Source organism: Helicobacter sp. 11-8110 (genome assembly GCF_003288905.1).
GTDB lineage: Bacteria > Campylobacterota > Campylobacteria > Campylobacterales > Helicobacteraceae > Helicobacter_D > Helicobacter_D colisuis.
The window spans coordinates 477,304-494,448 of the sequence record NZ_NHYL01000001.1 but is presented as its reverse complement, the minus strand read 5'-3'; the positions used below and the strand labels follow the sequence as shown (position 1 = coordinate 494,448).

The following is a 17,145-nucleotide window of genomic DNA, read 5'->3' as shown; positions in this document are numbered from 1 at the left end:
ATTATTCCTTTATTTTATAAAATTCTTCTGCAAAAGCTTTGATTTCTGCAATAGCTTGGGTGGTGCTTTGATAATGCACTACTTGATGAAAAGATTCTTTTTTATAGACTTTATCATAATATTCTATGAGCAAAATTTCTGCGACTTTTTCTAATTGATTAGTAAAAAAGGCATCATAGGCTTCTTGCCAAAACTGCTTTTTCATAAAGGGAGCAATTTTTTGCATCGAATCTCTAAAAAATTTTTCTGAAATTTTACCATATTGTGCAATGATTCTTCTGATTCTTTGCTCTAAAGGTGAAAGGATAAGAATCTTGGGTGACTTTTGGTAGGCATTATAGAGCGGAGTGGGCAAAATAAGATTGCCAAGCTTCTTGCTTTCTCCTTCAACAAGCACAAAAGGAGCATTTTGCAATTCTTTTAATCTCGTAAAAATTAGATTTTGGAACATTTTAACGCTAGGTTGATTCCCACAAATTTGACCAAAGCTTGAGCCAAGGTGTTTAGCGATTTGTTCAATATCTAAGGAGTGATGAAAAGCACTAATAATCTCACTTTTACCACTGCCTGTTGGTCCTATGAGTGTTAAGAAGTGGTGTGTGGGGGCTTGATCTAGGCTTTGGGTTATAAATTTACGATAGGATTTATAGCCTCCCTCTAGCACCAAAACGCGATAGCCAATGCGTTGCAAAATAAGGGCAAAAGAGTGGCTGCGCATTCCACCTCTAGCACAATAGATTCCAAAAGGAATAGCAGGAGTGATTTTTTCTTTAAGACTTAAAAGGTGAGTGGAAATATTTTGACAAATTAAACTTGCCCCAAGAATCTTAGCACCAAAAGTATCTTGTTTATAAAGTGTGCCAACTCTTTCAAATTCATCATTTTGTAAAACTGGGTAATTTAGCGCTAGGGGAATGTGAGAGAGCTCGTATTCTCTAGGTGAGCGAACATCAAGTATCAAAGGAAGATTTAGATTTAAAAAACTTTGAATTTCAATATCTTTTTGCACAAGTAAATCCTTGGATAAATTCAAAAGGTATTGTAGCAGAAAAAATTTATAATTATTTTCTTAAAAAGTTAATTTAATTATTAAAATTAAGTTAAGTTTTAAGTTAGTATAATTCCGACTTGAATTTCAAAGAAAGGAATGTCAATGGAGAAAATTTATAAAGTTGAAATTATAACGCGTTCTGAAAAGCTTAATGTGCTTAAAGATTCCTTGTCTCTAAAAGGCATTAAAGGAATGACGGTGAGTAATGTTATGGGTGCTGGGAATCAAAAAGGAAAGACAGAAGTGTATCGCGGGAATGAAATGCGTATTGATTTGCTTCCAAAGATTCGGATTGAAATCTTAAGTAAAGAGAGTATGGTTGATGAAATTATACAAGTAGCCAAAGAATGTCTTAATACAGGTAATGTTGGGGATGGAAAGATTATTATTTATCCTGTGAGTAATGTAATTAGGATTCGCACTAATCAAGAAGGAACAGATGCAATTTAATAAAGAAAAGGGTGTTAGATGATGAAAAAAATTATATTAATGTTAGGTTTAGCGGTTTTTGGGTTTGCTTCAGAGAATGTGATTTTATCTGTAGATACTTTATTTTTGATTGCTTGTAGTGGGCTTGTTTTGTTAATGACTCCTGCTTTGGGTATGTTTTATGCTGGAATGGTTAATCGTAATAATGTTCTAAGCACAACAATTAATAGTGTTATTTTGTATGCTTTAATTGCATTGCAGTGGATTATTATAGGTTATACTTTAGCTTTTGGCGATGATATTGGATTGTTGATTGGGAATTTGAATCATATTTTTTTAGTGGGTATTGATGGGCAAAGTGTTGGTAATGTTAGCGAGAATCTTTTTATGTTTTTTCAAATGCTTTTTGCAGTGATTGGTGCGGCTATTATTACAGGATCTTTGGCTGAGAGAATGCATTTTGGTGCCCTTTTGATTTTCATTTTGTGCTGGAGCACTTTGGCTTATGATATTTTAGCACATTGGGTTTGGGGCGGAGGTTGGCTTATGGAGATTGGCTCTTTAGACTTTGCAGGGGGTGGAGTAGTGCATATCGCTGCTGGAGTAGCTGGACTTGTGGGCTGTATTATGCTTGGTAGAAGAAAATATGCTCAAGGAATTATGCCTCATAATTTACCTCTTTCTTTTATTGGAGCTGTTTTTCTTTGGATGGGGTGGCTTGGATTTAATACAGGAAGTGCTTTGAGTGTAAATTCTGTTGCAGTGAATGCATTTTTGACAACTAATTTTTCTGTGGTTGGGGCGATGCTCTCTTGGATGTTGGTAGAATGGATTAAATATGGCAAACCTACTTTATTGGGAAGTATTACAGGAATTGTAGCAGGGCTTGTAGCTATCACACCATCAGCTGGATTTGTTACGCCCTTTGCAGCAGTTTTGATAGGATTTATAGCATCGCCTATTTGTTTTTTTGCCATTAGTTATTTGAAATCTAAATTTGGATATGATGATACTTTGGATGCTTTTGGTTTGCATGGAGTTGGTGGAATATGGGGTGGAATTGCAACAGGACTTTTTGCGACAAGCTCTGTGAATGAGATTATCAAAGAAGATGCAGCTGGAGAAGGGTTGTTTTATGGTGGTGATGTAAGTTTGTTAGTTGTGCAAATTATTGCAATACTAGCTTGTTTTGTGCTATCAGGAGTTGTGAGTTATGTAATCTTAAAAGTGATTGCGCTTTTCAATCCTCTTAGGGTAGAAGAATCTCAAGAAATTAATGGTTTAGATCAGGCTTTGCACGGAGAGATTGCTTATCGCTAAGGGTGCTTAGAAAGCTTGAAATAAGGTTAATTTTGGCTTTTTGGATATGATCTTTGATTTGATTCCCATTGGGTTTTGATTTTTGGGATTGTATCCATTCTTTAGGAGAGTAAGAATTGATTTGACTGAAGAGTTCAATGATTTTTTTACTCTCAAGTGTGGCAGATTTGACTTGACTAATGCGTCCTTTGTGATCGGCTTCAAAGAATCTAATTTGGTCAAGCAAAAGGGCTTTGTCGCCTTTGAAGCTATGAAAAAAATCAAGTATTTTGGAAGGGCGCATAGAAAAGAGATAGGTGATTTTAATGTGATTGCTAATTAGAATCAGCATTTTTTTTTGGATTGTTTTTGGGATTTGCATATCAATAAGAGATTCTACTTTTTGGGGGTTGTCATGCCCATTGGAATTTCCAAAATTTCTATAAGTATATGGTTTGGCAATATCGTGATAAAGCACGGTTAATTTAAGAAGCAAAGAATCATTATCAAGGTATTTTAAAACCTCCATTGTATGGACAAAAACAGAGGATTCTAAGTGGTAAGGGCTACCTTCTTTGAGTGTGGTTAGCGCATAAAGAGAGGGAAAAATTTCATTTAAAACACCAAGCTCAAAGAGAGTTTCAAAAAATAAATGGCTGTTTTTTTGGCTTAAAACTTGCTTGATTTCTTCAAAAATACGATTAGATTCTAAATCTTTTAATTCGTTTTTCATTGAATAGACTAAAACTTTGGTGCTTGGATGAATCTTCCAATGAATACCAAGTTTTGCTTTGAATCTTGCAAGTCTTAAGATTCTAAGTGGATCTTCGCAAAAAGCAGGTGAAGTGTGGCGTAAAATCTTATTTCGCAAGTCTTTTTTGCCGCCAAAGGGATCAATAAGTGTGTTTGAACTCAAATCTAGCGCCATAGCGTTAATGCTTAAATCACGCCTTTTTAAATCATCTAGTAGCGTAACATTATCTGTTTTGTAGCTAAAGCCATTGTAACCTTTTGTGGTTTTGGTCTCTTTTCTAGCAAGAGCGATTTGTGTGTGAGAATCAATGAGAAAAACGGGAAAGTTTTTGCCAACTTTTTGACAATATTGAAAATCATTTTCGCTAAATCCAATTGCCACATAATCTTTGTCTTTGGTGGGAAGCCCTAAGAGATAATCTCTAATAGCGCCACCAACAAGATAGATTTTTTTAGTAAAGTCCGTATTTTCCATCAATTCGTTTGTAAATCACGCGCATCTTAGAATCTTTGTCATTAAAAACAAAGAATTGCTGTGAGCTACTTTTGAGTCTCTCTAGAGCATCTTCAATGTCTAGGGGTTTGTGTAAATCCAAATCCATTGGCACAATTTCATCATCTTGATTTGAAGCCTTAGCTTCGCTTCTTAGGATTTCTAGTGCTGTGATTTCCTCGCTAGGTATTGCCTGTTTGCAATTAATCTTATCGTGGTGGCGGCGCAAGACTTTGTGCATTCGCGAAAATGCTAAATCAGCAGCTGTGTAGAGATCTTTATCTTGTTGGCTAATGACAATGGTATTGGCTCTTGCCATAGAGAGAGTAAGGTCGATTGTATAAGAGCGCTTTTTCTTTTCTTTCCCCTTCTTTTCTTGATAGGAAATGACAATACGCGTGCTTAAAATGTCAAGATTGTATTTTTCTAGGCTTTCACTAAGGCGAAAAATATAGCCTTTAATCGAATCGGTTAATTCAAAATGTCGTGAAGTAATGGTAGTATTCATTGTTTCTCCTTTGTTTTATTTTAGCATAAAAATTTTCTTATAGAGCATTTTGCATACTATTAATGAGAGTATTTTTGCAATAGGCGATTTTAAGAGAATCCATAAAGATTCCAAAAGAAAGAATGGCTTGGTTTATGAGCATCATTTTACCATCTTGTGTGGGGATGTGTAGATTCTTGGCTAGATTTAAAAAGGGAGTTTGGATTCCATAGACTAAATCAAAGGCAAGTTTAGAATCTTTTAAAAGAAGTTTTAGCTTAGATTCTTCAAGGGGCAGGGAATTTTGGATTAAACCTGAAGGGGTAGTGTTGATAATAATGTCATAGGATTCTTGTTTGGAAAAATTATCATAAGTGGAGCATTGAAAACCTAAAGCTAGGAATGATTCTAGTCTTTCTTTGGAGCGATTAAGAATAGTTGTGGATATTCCTTTGTCTTTTAAGATGCAGGCTACTGCTTTTGCAGAACCTCCAGCACCAAGAATAAGAGCATTTTTGAAATTAAATTTTTCAATACACTGATAAAAACCAAGTGCATCGGTATTGTAACCCAAAAGTTTATTGTCTTTGAATACTAGCGTATTGACAGCTTGAATTTCTTTGGCAATTCCAAAAACTTCATCACAATGCAAAAACGCGGTTTCTTTGTAGGGTATGGTGATGTTAGCACCCTTAAGTTTTAGTGAGATTAAGGTGGAAAAATTCTCATGAGTATCTAGGCAATAGCGCCCATAGTAGCCTTTAATTTTAAGAGCTTTGAAAGCAGAATTATGTAAAAGTGGGGAGAGAGAGTGAGAAATTGGATTTCCAATAACGGCAAATTGCATAGATTTAAATCTCTTTAAGAAATTTTTTCATCACCCAACCACTTTTATTGGAAGTGGGATTAATATCTTGGATTTTTACCCATTCACCAGCATTTTCTAGAATCTCAACGCTATCTTCAGGCGTAAGAGAACCTAGAATCTTAGCTTCTGTGCTTGGCGTTTGGCGGATATTGAGCCGTGGAGCCAATGAAGTAAAAAATTGCGGTAAATCAATTTTTATTTCCTGTGTTTCTTGGAGGATAGCCTTCTGCGGTAGGATTTTTGTGTAGGATTTCAAAACCCAACCCAATGCTTTGCTATTTTGATTTGCTCCAATTAGCAACCATTTGCCATCATCTTCTAAAATAATAGCTTGGATATGGGGTGTAAGCTTGCCTATAATAGGAGAATTCACATTGGGTTCTTGGCGAATGTTGAGTGAAGGAACTTTGGAAGTAATTATCTCATTATTTTCTACTTTTTCTTCCATCTTATTTTCTGCAGGTGTTGCTAGTTTAGGCTGTGGAGTTTCTAGTTTTGACTCTTGTATGGGTTTGGGGGTGATTGGAGATTCTTTTGGAATTTCATTTTGCATAAGTTCTGCTTCGGTGATGGGTTGTGCTGTTTTTAGATCTTGCTTTTTTAGAACTTCAAAAATTGAGTAATAAATAGTAAATACCAATAAAAGCACAAAAATGGGAAGTGGATAGATCTTAAAAAAACGCTTTATGTTAGATAACATAATATTAATTCCCTTTGTAAAAAATTCTTAAACATTATATCATAAAGACACATTTTAAACAAATTTTACTTCACGGCTACCTTCTGTAAGCTCACCTAGGATATACCCTTGTGATTCTCTTGCGATAAAATCTGCATCTTCTTTAGAGCAAACAAAAATCATACCAATACCCATATTAAAGGTGCGATATTTGTCAGATTCTTCGGTGTATTTTGTCAGTAAATCAAAAATGGGAAGAGTTTTGATTTGGTTTTCTTTGATTAAGGCATCAAGATTATTAGGGAGGCATCTTGGGAGATTTTCTATGATTCCACCCCCTGTAATGTGCGCTAGAGCTTTGATTTTATTTTGGAGTTTTTTAAAGGTTTTTACATAAATTTTAGTGGGTGTTAGCAAGGTTTGAATAAGTGGCTTACCCTCAAAATTAGCTTCTAAATTTATTTTATTTTGACTTAGAATCTTGCGCACTAATGAATAGCCATTTGAGTGGATTCCACTACTTGGAAGTGCGATTAGCACATCTCCAGCCTTAGCTTGATTTTCTCTTTGAATAATTTCTTTCTCTCCGATTCCAACAGCAAATCCCGCAAGATCAAAATCTTCTCCTTCATACATTCCGGGCATTTCAGCAGTTTCTCCACCAATTAAGGCGCATTCAGCTTCTAAGCAACCTTGAGTAATGCCTTTAATCACTTCTAAAGCCTTGTTTTTATCAAGTTTTCCTGTGGCGTAATAATCTAAGAAAAACAAGGGGGTAGCAAAATTACAAATAAGATCATTTACACACATTGCCACTAAGTCAATTCCGACGCTATCTAAGATTCCATAATCAATTGCTAGGCGGAGCTTTGTCCCAACTCCATCGGTGGCTGCTAGAATTACAGGTTCTTTGTATCCACTAGGAAGTGCATAGGCTCCACTAAAAGAGCCAATTCCACCTAAAACATTGGAATTAAAAGTTGATTTGACAAGCCCTTTTAGGTTTTCTACTAATGCATTACCCTCTGCAATATCTACGCCTGAATCTTTATAATTAAACTTTTGCATTAAAACTTCCAAAATAATAAAATTGAGTTTAAAATAATACAAAAAAGTAACTTAAGACTCTTTTGTGAGGATAATTTTGTTTTAGGTGGATAATCTTTGGAAAAATTTAATTTGCCTAGGGTATAATTATCTAAAAATGCAAATTTAAGGATGAAAAATGCAAACACCCTATCTTAAACAATTTCCTGATGAAAATGGATTTTTTGGCAAATTTGGTGGAAGCTTTGTGCCAGAGCCTATTGCTAAGGCTATGGAAGAGATTAATCAAGCCTACAATCTTATCGCGCAAAATAGCGATTTTATCGCAGAGCTTCGCAAGATTCGCAAACACTTTCAAGGGCGTCCTACACCAATTTATTTTGCACATAATTTAACCAAAGAATATGGCGGTGCGGGAATCTATCTCAAGCGAGAGGATTTAAATCACACCGGTGCTCACAAGCTTAACCATTGTATGGGCGAGGCACTTTTGGCAAAATTTATGGGCAAAAAGAAGCTTATAGCAGAAACTGGAGCAGGGCAACATGGCGTGGCTTTGGCTACTGCCGCAGCGTATTTTGGGCTAGAGTGTGAGATTCATATGGGTGAGGTGGATATAGCAAAAGAACACCCAAATGTCGTGCGTATGAAGATTTTGGGGGCTAAGGTTGTGAGCGTAAGTCGTGGAGCTAAAACGCTTAAAGAAGCTGTAGATTCAGCCTTTGAAGCATATTTGAGCGATCCAAAAAACACAATGTATGCCATTGGTTCTGTGGTAGGTCCTCACCCATTTCCTAAAATGGTGCGTGATTTTCAAGCGATTGTGGGTATTGAATCTAAAGAGCAATTTTTAGAGATGACAGGGGAATTACCAGATATTGTGTGTGCGTGTGTAGGTGGTGGAAGCAATGCTATGGGAATTTTTAGTGGTTTTATTGATGATGCCATAGAACTTGTGGGTGTGGAGCCACTGGGGCGTGGCAGTGCGCTTGGAGAGCATGCAGCAAGCCTAAGCTATGGAAGTGAGGGTGTGATGCACGGATTTAATAGCATAATGCTTAAGGATTCTAATGGAGAACCAGCACCGGTATATAGTGTGGCAAGTGGGCTTGATTACCCAAGTGTGGGACCAGAACACGCGTATTTGCATAGCATCGGACGCACAAAGGTGGTAGCTATTAGCGATAAGGAAGCCATTAGTGCGTTTTTTGCGTTGAGTAAAAAAGAGGGCATTATCCCTGCTATTGAATCTAGTCATGCTCTAGCCTATGCGCTAAAGATTGCACCAGAATTAAAGGGTAAAAAAATTCTTGTGAATCTTAGTGGCAGAGGGGATAAGGATATCGATTTTGTGGTAGAAAAATATGGCTATGGCGAGTGAAGTGTTTTGCTACAATTTTTAATGCAGCGCTTCTTGCTTGGCGCAATTTTTTTAAGGTTTTTGGCACGGAAAATGGCTTCTTTGATAGCATTAAAATAGCTTTGTAGATTGGCTTTGTTGGAGTAAGCAATGTCAAAAGCTGTGCCATGATCCACAGAAGTGCGGATAATAGGGAGATTTAGAGTAAAGTTAATACTCTCTTTAAAATAAAGGGTTTTTAGCGGAATAAGTCCTTGATCATGATACATAGCGACATAATATTTTAAGTGTTTGCCGATAAAAGCAGTGTCAGGCACAAGTGGTCCAATAAAAATTTCTTTGCCAAGTTGTTCATTAACGCAACAAATTGCCTGTTTGATTTCATTTTCTTCATTGCCTAGGACGCCTAAATCTCCAGCATGTGGATTTAACCCCAAAACACCACAGGGCGTTTTGGTGATGTGGGGTGCGAGTTTTAAAAGGAATCTTGTTAGGGATTCTTTGGTGATTTTGTTTGGCACTTCTTTGAGAGGTATGTGATCGGTAAATAAAGCAACATATAGCTTAGGAGATCCTAAAATCATAATAGCATCTTGTTTGAATAAATCTCTAAAAGCTTCAGTATGTCCTGCATAGGGGATATTGGCTAGTTGCCACGCTTTTTTGTGGATTGGGAGTGTAGTTAAGGCTTTGGTTTTTTTGTTCTGTGTAAGATTTAGAGCGCAGAGAAAACTAGCATAAGAGTAAGCACCACTTTCTTTGGTTAGGGTAGCAGGGATAATTTCAGGAATTTTGGCATTTGGAGAAATGCAGATGAGATCTTTTGGTATCTTAATATCAAGTATTTTGGCTGCTTTTTTAAGAAGGGGTTTATCAACACAATAAAGTGGAGTGCAAATTTTGGAGATTTTTGTGTGGCTTCTAAGCAGGATCTCTAGCCCAATTCCGTTAATATCTCCAACGCTAATGGCAATTTTCATTAATAGCAATCCACTTGAGTTTGGAGTTTATAATTAGAATGAATAAGGGATTTTGGAGCTTCAAATAATGCTTCAAATTCAAAAGATTCTTGTTTTTTTAAGGGTTTTTTGTAAGTTTTTTTGTAGAGAAAAATGGGATTTAGTTTGTATTTGATTTGCTGGAATTGATTGGAGTTTTTGGGTATAAAGTTTGCTGTTAATACGCAACCCCTTAAATCAAGATAACCGATATTTTTGACTACACCTTTGATATAATAGATGTCATCATATTGGAGTTTATTGTTATAAGAGAAAGTCGATTCTGTTTTTTTGAGATAATTTTGCATAATATGCTGATAAACAAAAGGAGAAGTTAAAAATAAAATAGCACTTACAAAAAGCACTAAAATGCGCCCAATAATATTTGATGAAATTATAATGCTTAAAAGAAAGAAAAGTAAAATGGTTAAAAAAAGCGATGCGAGAATCAAATAATCATATAAAGAAAAATATCGCGTAAATTGTGTTAAAAGCGAAAGAAAAGATTCAAGTCTTTGTGGCATTATTTCTCTCTAGAGTTTTTCTCTTCAATTCCGCTAAGCCCAAAACGCCGGATAATCTCTTGCTTAACTAAATCAGGGCTTAAATCTCTATAAGCTAATCCGACAAGAGAATGATAGAGTAAATCTGCAGCCTCATAAATAATATCCTTAGATTCTTTATCTTTGATAGCAAATCCTAATTCAGCTGCCTCTTCAACTATTTTTTTGGCAATGGTGTTTTCACCTTTGTGAAATAGTGAAGCTGTGTAAGAAGTGTTTGGATTAGCGTTTTTACGCTTTAGTAAGGTATGATAGAGTGTATCCACAGCACCATAAAGCTTGGAGGTGTCAATAGTGTTTTGGGATTTTTGCGTGATTGTATCTAAGGAGATTTGATTAAAAAAACAAGTTTGATTACCTGTGTGGCAAGCAACCCCCTCTTGTTTAACTTTAAGTAGCAAAGTATCCTTGTCGCAATCAAGATAGCATTCAATAATCTCTTGTGTATGACCACTTTGTTCGCCTTTTTTCCAAAGACGATTTTTTGTGCGTGAAAAATAATGAGCGTAGCCACTTTGCAAACTAAGCTCTAAAGCTTCCTTATTCATAAAAGCAAGCATTAGAACTTCATTGGTTAGGTAATCTTGAGTAATAGCAGGAATAAGTCCATTTTGGAGTTTATCCCAAGCAATAGTTTCTAAAATATTCACTTATTGCCCTGCTGCACTTGATCTTTGCGTGTCTTTGGAATCAAGCCAAATATTTGGAGTAGATCCACCTGGAGTTAAGAAAATTTTTGCATCACGATTATTTTGGAGTGCTTCATTAAACTTCCCTTGCACTTCAATTTGACGGAGTTGCAAAAGTGGATTGCTTAAGCTTTGACTAATAATTCTGTTAGCTTTGGCTTGTGCATCTGCTTGAATGATTGTTGCATCAGCAGCACCTTTGGCTAAAGCAGCTTGTTTTTCTGCTTCTTGTTTAGCTCGTTCTACTTCATATCTTGCTCTTTCTGCTTCTTGTCTAGCAACTTGCACACGCTCAATTTGCTCTTTAATGGCAATAGGCAAAACAATCTCTGTAAGCTGGATTGATTCTAATTGCACGGGGCGATTTTCTAAACCATTAATGTTATCGCGGAATCTTTGATCAATCAGTGTGGCAATTTCGTTGCGTTTAGTTGGTAATTCTTCAGCTGGAAAACTTCCTACGACATTGCGGACAATTTCTCGGATAACGGGGATAATGATTCTCTCTTCCCAATTTTGTCCCCAAGTAGCGATGGTTTGAGGCACTCCCAATGGATCTAAGCGGTATTGAACAGCTAATTCCACAGAGACAGATAAGCCTCTTGAATCAAGCACACTAATGGCTTTGTCTCTAATGCTACCTTCATCAATATTGCGGAAATTCTTTGCTTCAGCGCTTGTAAATTCCGCAATTCTCACTTTAGTATTTACAGGGATAATCTTTTGGATTCCGGGGATAAAGAAGTGGATTCCAGGTTGCAAAGGTGTAGGATCAAATTCCCCTGTGGTGATTTTTACTCCCACTTCACCGCTGTTGATAATAGTAAAGGGTTTAAGTAAAAATAAAAGTGCAACAAGAATGATAATTACATAAAGTGTTGCCATTTTTTTGCCATTTGGTATGTTAAAAGAGGGCATTTTAGGATAGTTTTGAAAACCTCTGTTGCGATTGTTTCCATTATCTCCATTACCACCATTATTATTGTCATTTTGAGATTTATAGTTTTTATTTTTCTGTTTTAAATGTTCATTTAAATCAATGGGCATAAATAACCTTTATGAAATGTAAGTTAGCCAGTGGCTATATTTTGGATTGCGTCCATAAACAATATCAAAGAAAGCATTTTGGAGTTTATGAGTGATTTCTCCTCTTTGTCCATTGCCAATGATGCGAGAATCAAGCTCACGAATTGGAGTTATTTCTGCTGCGGTTCCTGTGAAAAACGCTTCATCGGCAATATAAGCTTCATCGCGTGTGATATTGCGTCTTATGACTTCTAATCCTAAATCTTTGGCGAGTGTAATAACTGAATCTTGCGTAATGGATTCTAAAGAAGAATCATTAGGTGGAGTGATGAGCTTACCTTCTCTAACGATAAAAAAGCACTCTCCGCTACCTTCTGCTATCATTCCTAAATCATCAAGCAATAAGGCTTCTTCATAGCCACATTCAATAGCCTCAAATTTTGCCATTTGTGAGTTAAGGTAATTTCCAGCTGCTTTTGCTTTTCCAAAAAGGGATTTTGTAGAATTTCTAGTGAGTGATGAAGTCTTTACGCGGATACCCTTTTCTAATCCTTCATCACCAAGATAAGCGCCCCATTCCCAAGCGGCAATAGCAACTTGCACTGGAGAGTTTTTGTGATAAACTCCCATGGCTCCATAACCTAGATAAATTAAAGGTCGAATGTAGGCATTATTTGTAAAATGATTGTCTTTGATGATTTCAATTTGTGCTTTTTCTAATTCTTCTTGAGTGTAGGGGGAATTAATTGCGACAATTTTTGCAGAATTTAAAAGTCGCTTGGTATGTTCTTTTAGTTTGAAAATAGCCATTCCTTTGTCGGTTTTATAGGCTCTTGTTCCTTCAAATACTGCATTCCCATAGTGTAAAGTGTGAGTTAAAACATGGATTTTTGCATCTTTCCATGGCACGAGTTTGCCATCCATCCAAATTGATTTTGCTTCATTCATTCGTATAAGCTCCAATATAAAAATAAGCACTGGAATATATCAAAATGTTACTTAAAATTCTTTTATTTTATCCCAAAAGAAACTCTTTTGGTGGAGAATCTTCAAAGCTATAATCTAGCAATGCAATTTTTTGTGCATGTAGCAAGATACGATTAGCGGGTTTTCCTCCATAAAAGGTATCGCCGATAATGGGGTGTTTAATATGAGCTAAGTGTGCTCTTATTTGGTGGGTTCTCCCTGTTTTGATTAAAATCTCTAGCTTGGTTTTTTTGCCCTCAATTTCTATGGGAGTGATTTTTGTGTAAGCTTTGATTCCATTTTTCTTTGCCACGATGACTTTAGCAAAATGCCCTTTTTGAATAATAAGGGGCTCAGTAATTTCTTGTTCTTCTTCAATGATACCCTCTACAATAGCGACATATTGTTTAAAGACTTGTTCCTTTTTGAATTCTTCCTTTGCTTTAAGATGAAAGGGGCTATTTTCTTTGATAAACAACAAAATCCCGCTTGTCTCTTTGTCTAGTCGATGAAGTAATGCCCATTGTGGATAGAGTTTAGCAATTTCTTCTGAAGTTAAAAAAGCTGGTTTGGAGAGGGCAAGAATATTTTGGTCTTGAAAAATTATTTTAATAGGCGGAAGTTGTTGAACTTTAAAATGCGTATTTGGGCTAAGCAAAGCGCGAGCAATTTTGAGTTTCTTTCCTTGAATGGTAACTAGCCCCCTATCAATAAGACTTTTTGCTTCATTATGAGAGATTCCCTCTTGCACGCTTAAAAGCTTGTAAGCCTTTTGTGCATTGCTTGGAATCTTTGCAGGAATGGATTGATTCTTTTGGGCTGAATTCTTAGTTTGTTTTGGTTTCATTTTTCATTCCTTATAGTATTAATGATTTTGGATATATCTAGTTTTTTTGTGATTTTGCATGGGAGAAGTAAATCGGATTTAGTCAGTATTTTATGAAGATTTTCTAAATCGGTTAAAGTGTAATTTTGGAGTGATTTAAAAAGACTTTTTTGATTATAAATATAGGGACCGCTAATGAGTTTGGTTCTAAAAAATGCCGGTTCTATTGGATTGTGTCCTCCAATATTCGGCAAAAAGCTCCCACCTAAAACCACTAGTGAGGCAATAGGGTAGAGATTGTTTAACTCTCCTAAAGTGTCAATAAATCCAAAGGGTGCATTAATGCTAACTTGGATTCCATTTTGGGAAGCAACACTTAGGCTTGGGCGATGATTTTGTTTAAGAAGGGCGTTGAGTGTTTTTATTAGTTGCGTGAAGCGCTCTGGATGACGAGGAGCAAATAGGATTCTAGGGTTGTTGGGTGAATCTTTTGGGAGAATCTTCAAAATCTCTTTGAGAATGAGAATTTCCTCTTGCTTGGAGTTTTTTTCGTGCGTGCTAGCAATCAGCCATAGCTCTTGGCTTGGTTTTTGGTAGTGTTGTGTGATTTGTGGAATTTCTGCAAGTTTGAGATTGCCAAACACCTTGATATTTCTTGCTCCTAGGGTTTGTAGGTAATGCTTGTCTTTTTTTTCTTGACAAAAAATATTATCAATAAGAGTAAAAAGTCTGCTATAAAAAAAAGTTAGCCTATGATATCTATTGTATGAATTTGATGAGATTCGAGCGTTAATTAAAAGAGTGGAAGCATTTTTGTTTTTGGCATAAAAAAGTGGCATAAGCCAAAGTTCAGCTTCTATTAAAGTGAGGCTTTTGATTTTGAGATTCTTAATCCAAAAGGGGATAAAAGTTTCAAAAGGTAAAAAGCAAACAAATACATTTGGAAAAAGCTGTTTAGCTAAGTTGTAGCCTGTTTGTGTGGTGGTGGTTAAAAGAATCTGTTCGTTGGGTTTTAAAAGTGGGCTTAGGTTTGTGATGATGCCTTGCAGAGATTTAACTTCGCCATATGAACAAGCATGAAGCCAATGGATTTGCATTTTACTCTCAATAAATTGCGGAAGAAAAAATCGCCTTTTAATAGAAGTAGTGTATTTAGATTTAAAACTTAAAATAAATAAAAGAGGCAAGGCGCAAATATGCGCCACACAAAGGAGTAGATAGTAAAAACTTACAAACAAGCCCATAAGATTTAAGCATTTTCTTCTTGGTTGTAAAGGATTCTTCCACAATGTGGGCAAGTGATAATATCATCAGAGCGGATAACATCAGAGTAAATTTTATCATTAATGCGAATAAAACAGCCCCCACAAGCTTGTCTAGTAATAGGCACTACGCTTGTATTTTTTGCCCATTTACGGATTTTTTCATAAAAAGAAATAATTTTTTGATCCATAATTTTAATTAGGGTTTCTTTTTTGTTAAAAACTTCTTGTTGCTCTTTTTTGATTTTTTGAATTTCTGTTTCAACTTTTTTTTCAATTTCTTTTTGCGATTCTTGAAGTGCGCTAATCTTGTCTTGCAATTCTTTGATATTGCTATTTTTAGTTTCTAAAAGAGTATTTAGACGCGCGATTTCCTCATTAGCAAAAGTGATTTGCTCTTTTGCAAGCTCTTCTTCAAGACTTAAGGCTTTGCTTTCTTTTTCGGTTTTTATGATTTTGGTTTTCTTGGCAATTTCTTCAAGCTTCAAAGAGAGATCTTCTAGGTGATTCTCATTTTTTTGAATAGAGAGAGAAATGTCTTTTGCAGTATTTTTTACCTCATCTACTTGAGTTTGTAGCGTATTTTGTTCAGATAAAAGCTGATTTAATTCCTTGTTGGCTTCTTTGATTCGTGGCTCAAAAGAATCGATTTCTTTATCAAGATTTGCAATTTCTATGAGCTGAGTTAGGTGTTTATTCATAAATTACTCCGATTTTAAAATGACCTTTAAATGTAGCTAAAAGGATTTTTTGAGTCTAAAATTATAGCTTTATAGCCGAGATTTGTCAAAAGTGATGAAAGAATTTCCCCAAAATAGCGTTCTAATTCATAATGACCACAATCAATAAGGTGGATATTTTTTTGCATTCCCTCCATGGCTTCGTGGTATTTAATATCTCCTGTAATAAAGCAATCAATGTGATTTAGTTTGCTTATAAAACTTCCCCCGCTTCCTGTAATAAGTGCAATATTCTTGCATTGTGGGTTTGTGGTTTGGGTAATTTTTAAAGTTTGGAGTTTGAATTTTTCTTTGATTAAGGCACAGAGTGAATGAAAATCGCTATCCCATTGAAATTGCACTAAAAATTCCTCTTGTGAAAAATTTTTGATTCCTAGAATTTCTTTTGTGATATATTTACCAAAATGTGTTTTGTCAAAATTAGTGTGCATTGCAATGAGTTGAATATTTTTTTGAATAGCCAAGCAAAGCAAAGAGGAAGGATAAGATTCGCTAATAAGCTGCTTTAGTGGAGAGAAAATTAAGGGATGATGTGTGATAAGTAATGAATCTGCTTTTATTTGTTCTAAAAGCTCTTGAGTAACTTCTAGTGCAACATAAATTTGCTTAAAGCTTCCATCTTTACTTCCTAGAATCAATCCTGAATTATCCCAGGATTCTTGCAAAGAAAAAGGGCTTAGTGAATCTAAAATATCTAGAAGATGAGAAATGTTATTTTTTTGTTTTTTTGGCATTTTCTAATCGCTCCATACGCATTGGTTCTTGCTCTTTGTAAAGTATTGCACAAGCTTTTGAGAGATCGCGAATTTTTAAGATATAGTTCTGGCGTTCAGTAGCTGAAATAGCTTTTCTAGCATCAAGCACATTAAAAAGATGGCTAGCCAACATAGCACAATCATAAGCAGGTAAAGGAAGTCCTGCTTCTAGAGCTTTTCTACCTTCTTCTTGCATTTTGGCAAAAAATTCAAAAAGCATTTTGGTATCAGCTACTTCAAAATTATATTTTGAGAATTCATATTCCCCTTCTAAATGAACATCTGCATAAGTATAATGTTCATTCCAAGCAATATCAAAAATATTTTCAACGCCTTGTAAATACATTGCAAGGCGCTCTGTCCCATAAGTAATTTCTACTGCTACAGGTTCGCAAGGGATTCCTCCAACTTGCTGGAAATAGGTAAATTGTGTAACTTCCATTCCATCAAGCCATACTTCCCAGCCAAGCCCCCAAGCACCGAGTGTTGGTGATTCCCAATTGTCTTCAATAAAACGCACATCATGATCTTTGAGATTAAGCCCTAAGAATTCAAGGCTTTTAAGATAGAGTTCTTGGATATTATCGGGATTTGGCTTGATTAAAACTTGAAATTGATAATAACTGCCCAAGCGATTAGGATTCTCTCCATAACGCCCATCTGTTGGGCGACGAGAGGGGGCAACATAAGCAACACTCCAAGGCTTAGAATCAAGACTTCTAAGTAAAGTTGCGGGGTGAAAAGTCCCAGCACCTGCTGGAATATCATAGGGTTGAATGATTAAGCAACCTTGTTCTTGCCAAAATTGCTGGAGTTTTAATAAAAGTTCTGAAAAATATAGCATATTAATCCTT

The 17,145-nt window shown here is 35.7% G+C and carries 19 protein-coding genes; 3 read left to right on the top strand and 16 right to left on the bottom strand.

The window, feature by feature from the left end; all coding sequences use genetic code 11:
• Position 1 precedes the first annotated feature (1 nt).
• Complete coding sequence (gene mnmH, locus CCY98_RS02375) at positions 2-1,009, bottom strand: tRNA 2-selenouridine(34) synthase MnmH (RefSeq protein ID WP_112056986.1); 1,008 nt, start codon at positions 1,007-1,009, stop codon at positions 2-4.
• A gap of 144 nt (positions 1,010-1,153) precedes the next feature.
• On the opposite strand from mnmH, the gene CCY98_RS02370 reads away from it, so the two are divergent.
• Positions 1,154-1,501 (top strand): P-II family nitrogen regulator, encoded by a 348-nt coding sequence (locus CCY98_RS02370; RefSeq protein WP_112056985.1) that lies wholly within the window; start codon positions 1,154-1,156, stop codon positions 1,499-1,501.
• An 81-nt stretch (positions 1,502-1,582) separates the two neighbouring features.
• Positions 1,583-2,800, top strand: coding sequence for an ammonium transporter (locus tag CCY98_RS02365; RefSeq protein ID WP_181566535.1), 1,218 nt, complete (start codon positions 1,583-1,585; stop codon positions 2,798-2,800).
• Here the strand turns inward: CCY98_RS02365 and CCY98_RS02360 are convergent.
• Genes CCY98_RS02360 through purM form a run of 5 tightly spaced genes read right to left on the bottom strand, consistent with a single transcriptional unit; the run spans position 2,754 to position 7,127 of the window.
• Entirely contained in the window at positions 2,754-4,007 is a 1,254-nt protein-coding gene (locus CCY98_RS02360; RefSeq protein ID WP_112056983.1) for a polynucleotide adenylyltransferase, read from the bottom strand. The two genes, CCY98_RS02365 and CCY98_RS02360, sit on opposite strands and share 47 nt — an antisense overlap.
• The gene (raiA, locus tag CCY98_RS02355; RefSeq protein WP_112056982.1) at positions 3,985-4,533 is read right to left on the bottom strand and encodes a ribosome-associated translation inhibitor RaiA; all 549 of its coding nucleotides are present in this window, start codon (positions 4,531-4,533) and stop codon (positions 3,985-3,987) included. The genes CCY98_RS02360 and raiA overlap by 23 nt, the downstream gene beginning before the upstream one ends.
• A gap of 37 nt (positions 4,534-4,570) precedes the next feature.
• Positions 4,571-5,359 (bottom strand): shikimate dehydrogenase, encoded by a 789-nt coding sequence (locus CCY98_RS02350; protein ID WP_112056981.1) that lies wholly within the window; start codon positions 5,357-5,359, stop codon positions 4,571-4,573.
• 4 nt (positions 5,360-5,363) lie between these two features.
• The gene (locus tag CCY98_RS02345; protein ID WP_112056980.1) at positions 5,364-6,080 is read right to left on the bottom strand and encodes an SH3 domain-containing protein; all 717 of its coding nucleotides are present in this window, start codon (positions 6,078-6,080) and stop codon (positions 5,364-5,366) included.
• A gap of 54 nt (positions 6,081-6,134) precedes the next feature.
• A complete protein-coding gene (gene purM, locus CCY98_RS02340) occupies positions 6,135-7,127 on the bottom strand; it encodes a phosphoribosylformylglycinamidine cyclo-ligase (protein ID WP_112057086.1) in 993 nt (330 codons plus the stop codon).
• Positions 7,128-7,284: 157 nt separating this feature from the next.
• On the opposite strand from purM, the gene trpB reads away from it, so the two are divergent.
• Entirely contained in the window at positions 7,285-8,487 is a 1,203-nt protein-coding gene (trpB, locus tag CCY98_RS02335) for a tryptophan synthase subunit beta (protein ID WP_112056979.1), read from the top strand.
• Here the strand turns inward: trpB and pdxA are convergent.
• The 10 genes from pdxA to glyQ form a co-directional block, all read right to left on the bottom strand.
• A complete protein-coding gene (gene pdxA / locus CCY98_RS02330) occupies positions 8,475-9,446 on the bottom strand; it encodes a 4-hydroxythreonine-4-phosphate dehydrogenase (protein WP_112056978.1) in 972 nt (323 codons plus the stop codon). The genes trpB and pdxA overlap by 13 nt on opposite strands.
• Positions 9,446-9,988 (bottom strand): DUF2393 family protein, encoded by a 543-nt coding sequence (locus CCY98_RS02325; protein WP_112056977.1) that lies wholly within the window; start codon positions 9,986-9,988, stop codon positions 9,446-9,448. Before CCY98_RS02325 ends, pdxA begins: the two co-directional genes overlap by 1 nt.
• Complete coding sequence (hisIE, locus tag CCY98_RS02320; protein ID WP_112056976.1) at positions 9,988-10,677, bottom strand: bifunctional phosphoribosyl-AMP cyclohydrolase/phosphoribosyl-ATP diphosphatase HisIE; 690 nt, start codon at positions 10,675-10,677, stop codon at positions 9,988-9,990. The genes CCY98_RS02325 and hisIE overlap by 1 nt, the downstream gene beginning before the upstream one ends.
• Entirely contained in the window at positions 10,678-11,763 is a 1,086-nt protein-coding gene (locus CCY98_RS02315) for a prohibitin family protein (protein WP_112056975.1), read from the bottom strand. It lies immediately after the preceding gene.
• A 9-nt stretch (positions 11,764-11,772) separates the two neighbouring features.
• Positions 11,773-12,690, bottom strand: coding sequence for a branched-chain amino acid transaminase (locus CCY98_RS02310; protein ID WP_112056974.1), 918 nt, complete (start codon positions 12,688-12,690; stop codon positions 11,773-11,775).
• A gap of 67 nt (positions 12,691-12,757) precedes the next feature.
• Positions 12,758-13,555: an RluA family pseudouridine synthase gene (locus CCY98_RS02305; RefSeq protein ID WP_112056973.1), complete on the bottom strand. Its 798-nt coding sequence runs from the start codon at positions 13,553-13,555 to the stop codon at positions 12,758-12,760.
• Complete coding sequence (gene waaA, locus CCY98_RS02300) at positions 13,552-14,778, bottom strand: lipid IV(A) 3-deoxy-D-manno-octulosonic acid transferase (RefSeq protein WP_112056972.1); 1,227 nt, start codon at positions 14,776-14,778, stop codon at positions 13,552-13,554. Before waaA ends, CCY98_RS02305 begins: the two co-directional genes overlap by 4 nt.
• A gap of 5 nt (positions 14,779-14,783) precedes the next feature.
• The gene (locus tag CCY98_RS02295; RefSeq protein ID WP_112056971.1) at positions 14,784-15,497 is read right to left on the bottom strand and encodes a zinc ribbon domain-containing protein; all 714 of its coding nucleotides are present in this window, start codon (positions 15,495-15,497) and stop codon (positions 14,784-14,786) included.
• Positions 15,498-15,523: 26 nt separating this feature from the next.
• A complete protein-coding gene (locus tag CCY98_RS02290; protein ID WP_112056970.1) occupies positions 15,524-16,270 on the bottom strand; it encodes a Nif3-like dinuclear metal center hexameric protein in 747 nt (248 codons plus the stop codon).
• On the bottom strand, positions 16,248-17,135 hold the full coding sequence (gene glyQ, locus CCY98_RS02285) for a glycine--tRNA ligase subunit alpha (protein ID WP_112056969.1): 888 nt from the start codon (positions 17,133-17,135) through the stop codon (positions 16,248-16,250). Before glyQ ends, CCY98_RS02290 begins: the two co-directional genes overlap by 23 nt.
• Between the last annotated feature and the right edge of the window lie 10 nt (positions 17,136-17,145).

Excerpts from the sequence above, each read along its gene's own strand:
- CCY98_RS02370 (WP_112056985.1), top strand. The coding sequence starts at position 1,154 with ATGGAGAAAATTTATAAAGTTGAAATTATAACGCGTTCTGAAAAGCTT.
- CCY98_RS02360 (WP_112056983.1), bottom strand. The coding sequence starts at position 4,007 with ATGGAAAATACGGACTTTACTAAAAAAATCTATCTTGTTGGTGGCGCT.
- raiA (WP_112056982.1), bottom strand. The coding sequence starts at position 4,533 with ATGAATACTACCATTACTTCACGACATTTTGAATTAACCGATTCGATT.
- CCY98_RS02350 (WP_112056981.1), bottom strand. The coding sequence starts at position 5,359 with ATGCAATTTGCCGTTATTGGAAATCCAATTTCTCACTCTCTCTCCCCA.
- CCY98_RS02345 (WP_112056980.1), bottom strand. The coding sequence starts at position 6,080 with ATGTTATCTAACATAAAGCGTTTTTTTAAGATCTATCCACTTCCCATT.
- purM (WP_112057086.1), bottom strand. The coding sequence starts at position 7,127 with ATGCAAAAGTTTAATTATAAAGATTCAGGCGTAGATATTGCAGAGGGT.
- trpB (WP_112056979.1), top strand. The coding sequence starts at position 7,285 with ATGCAAACACCCTATCTTAAACAATTTCCTGATGAAAATGGATTTTTT.
- pdxA (WP_112056978.1), bottom strand. The coding sequence starts at position 9,446 with ATGAAAATTGCCATTAGCGTTGGAGATATTAACGGAATTGGGCTAGAG.
- CCY98_RS02325 (WP_112056977.1), bottom strand. The coding sequence starts at position 9,988 with ATGCCACAAAGACTTGAATCTTTTCTTTCGCTTTTAACACAATTTACG.
- CCY98_RS02315 (WP_112056975.1), bottom strand. The coding sequence starts at position 11,763 with ATGCCCATTGATTTAAATGAACATTTAAAACAGAAAAATAAAAACTAT.
- CCY98_RS02310 (WP_112056974.1), bottom strand. The coding sequence starts at position 12,690 with ATGAATGAAGCAAAATCAATTTGGATGGATGGCAAACTCGTGCCATGG.
- CCY98_RS02305 (WP_112056973.1), bottom strand. The coding sequence starts at position 13,555 with ATGAAACCAAAACAAACTAAGAATTCAGCCCAAAAGAATCAATCCATT.
- waaA (WP_112056972.1), bottom strand. The coding sequence starts at position 14,778 with ATGGGCTTGTTTGTAAGTTTTTACTATCTACTCCTTTGTGTGGCGCAT.
- CCY98_RS02295 (WP_112056971.1), bottom strand. The coding sequence starts at position 15,497 with ATGAATAAACACCTAACTCAGCTCATAGAAATTGCAAATCTTGATAAA.
- CCY98_RS02290 (WP_112056970.1), bottom strand. The coding sequence starts at position 16,270 with ATGCCAAAAAAACAAAAAAATAACATTTCTCATCTTCTAGATATTTTA.
- glyQ (WP_112056969.1), bottom strand. The coding sequence starts at position 17,135 with ATGCTATATTTTTCAGAACTTTTATTAAAACTCCAGCAATTTTGGCAA.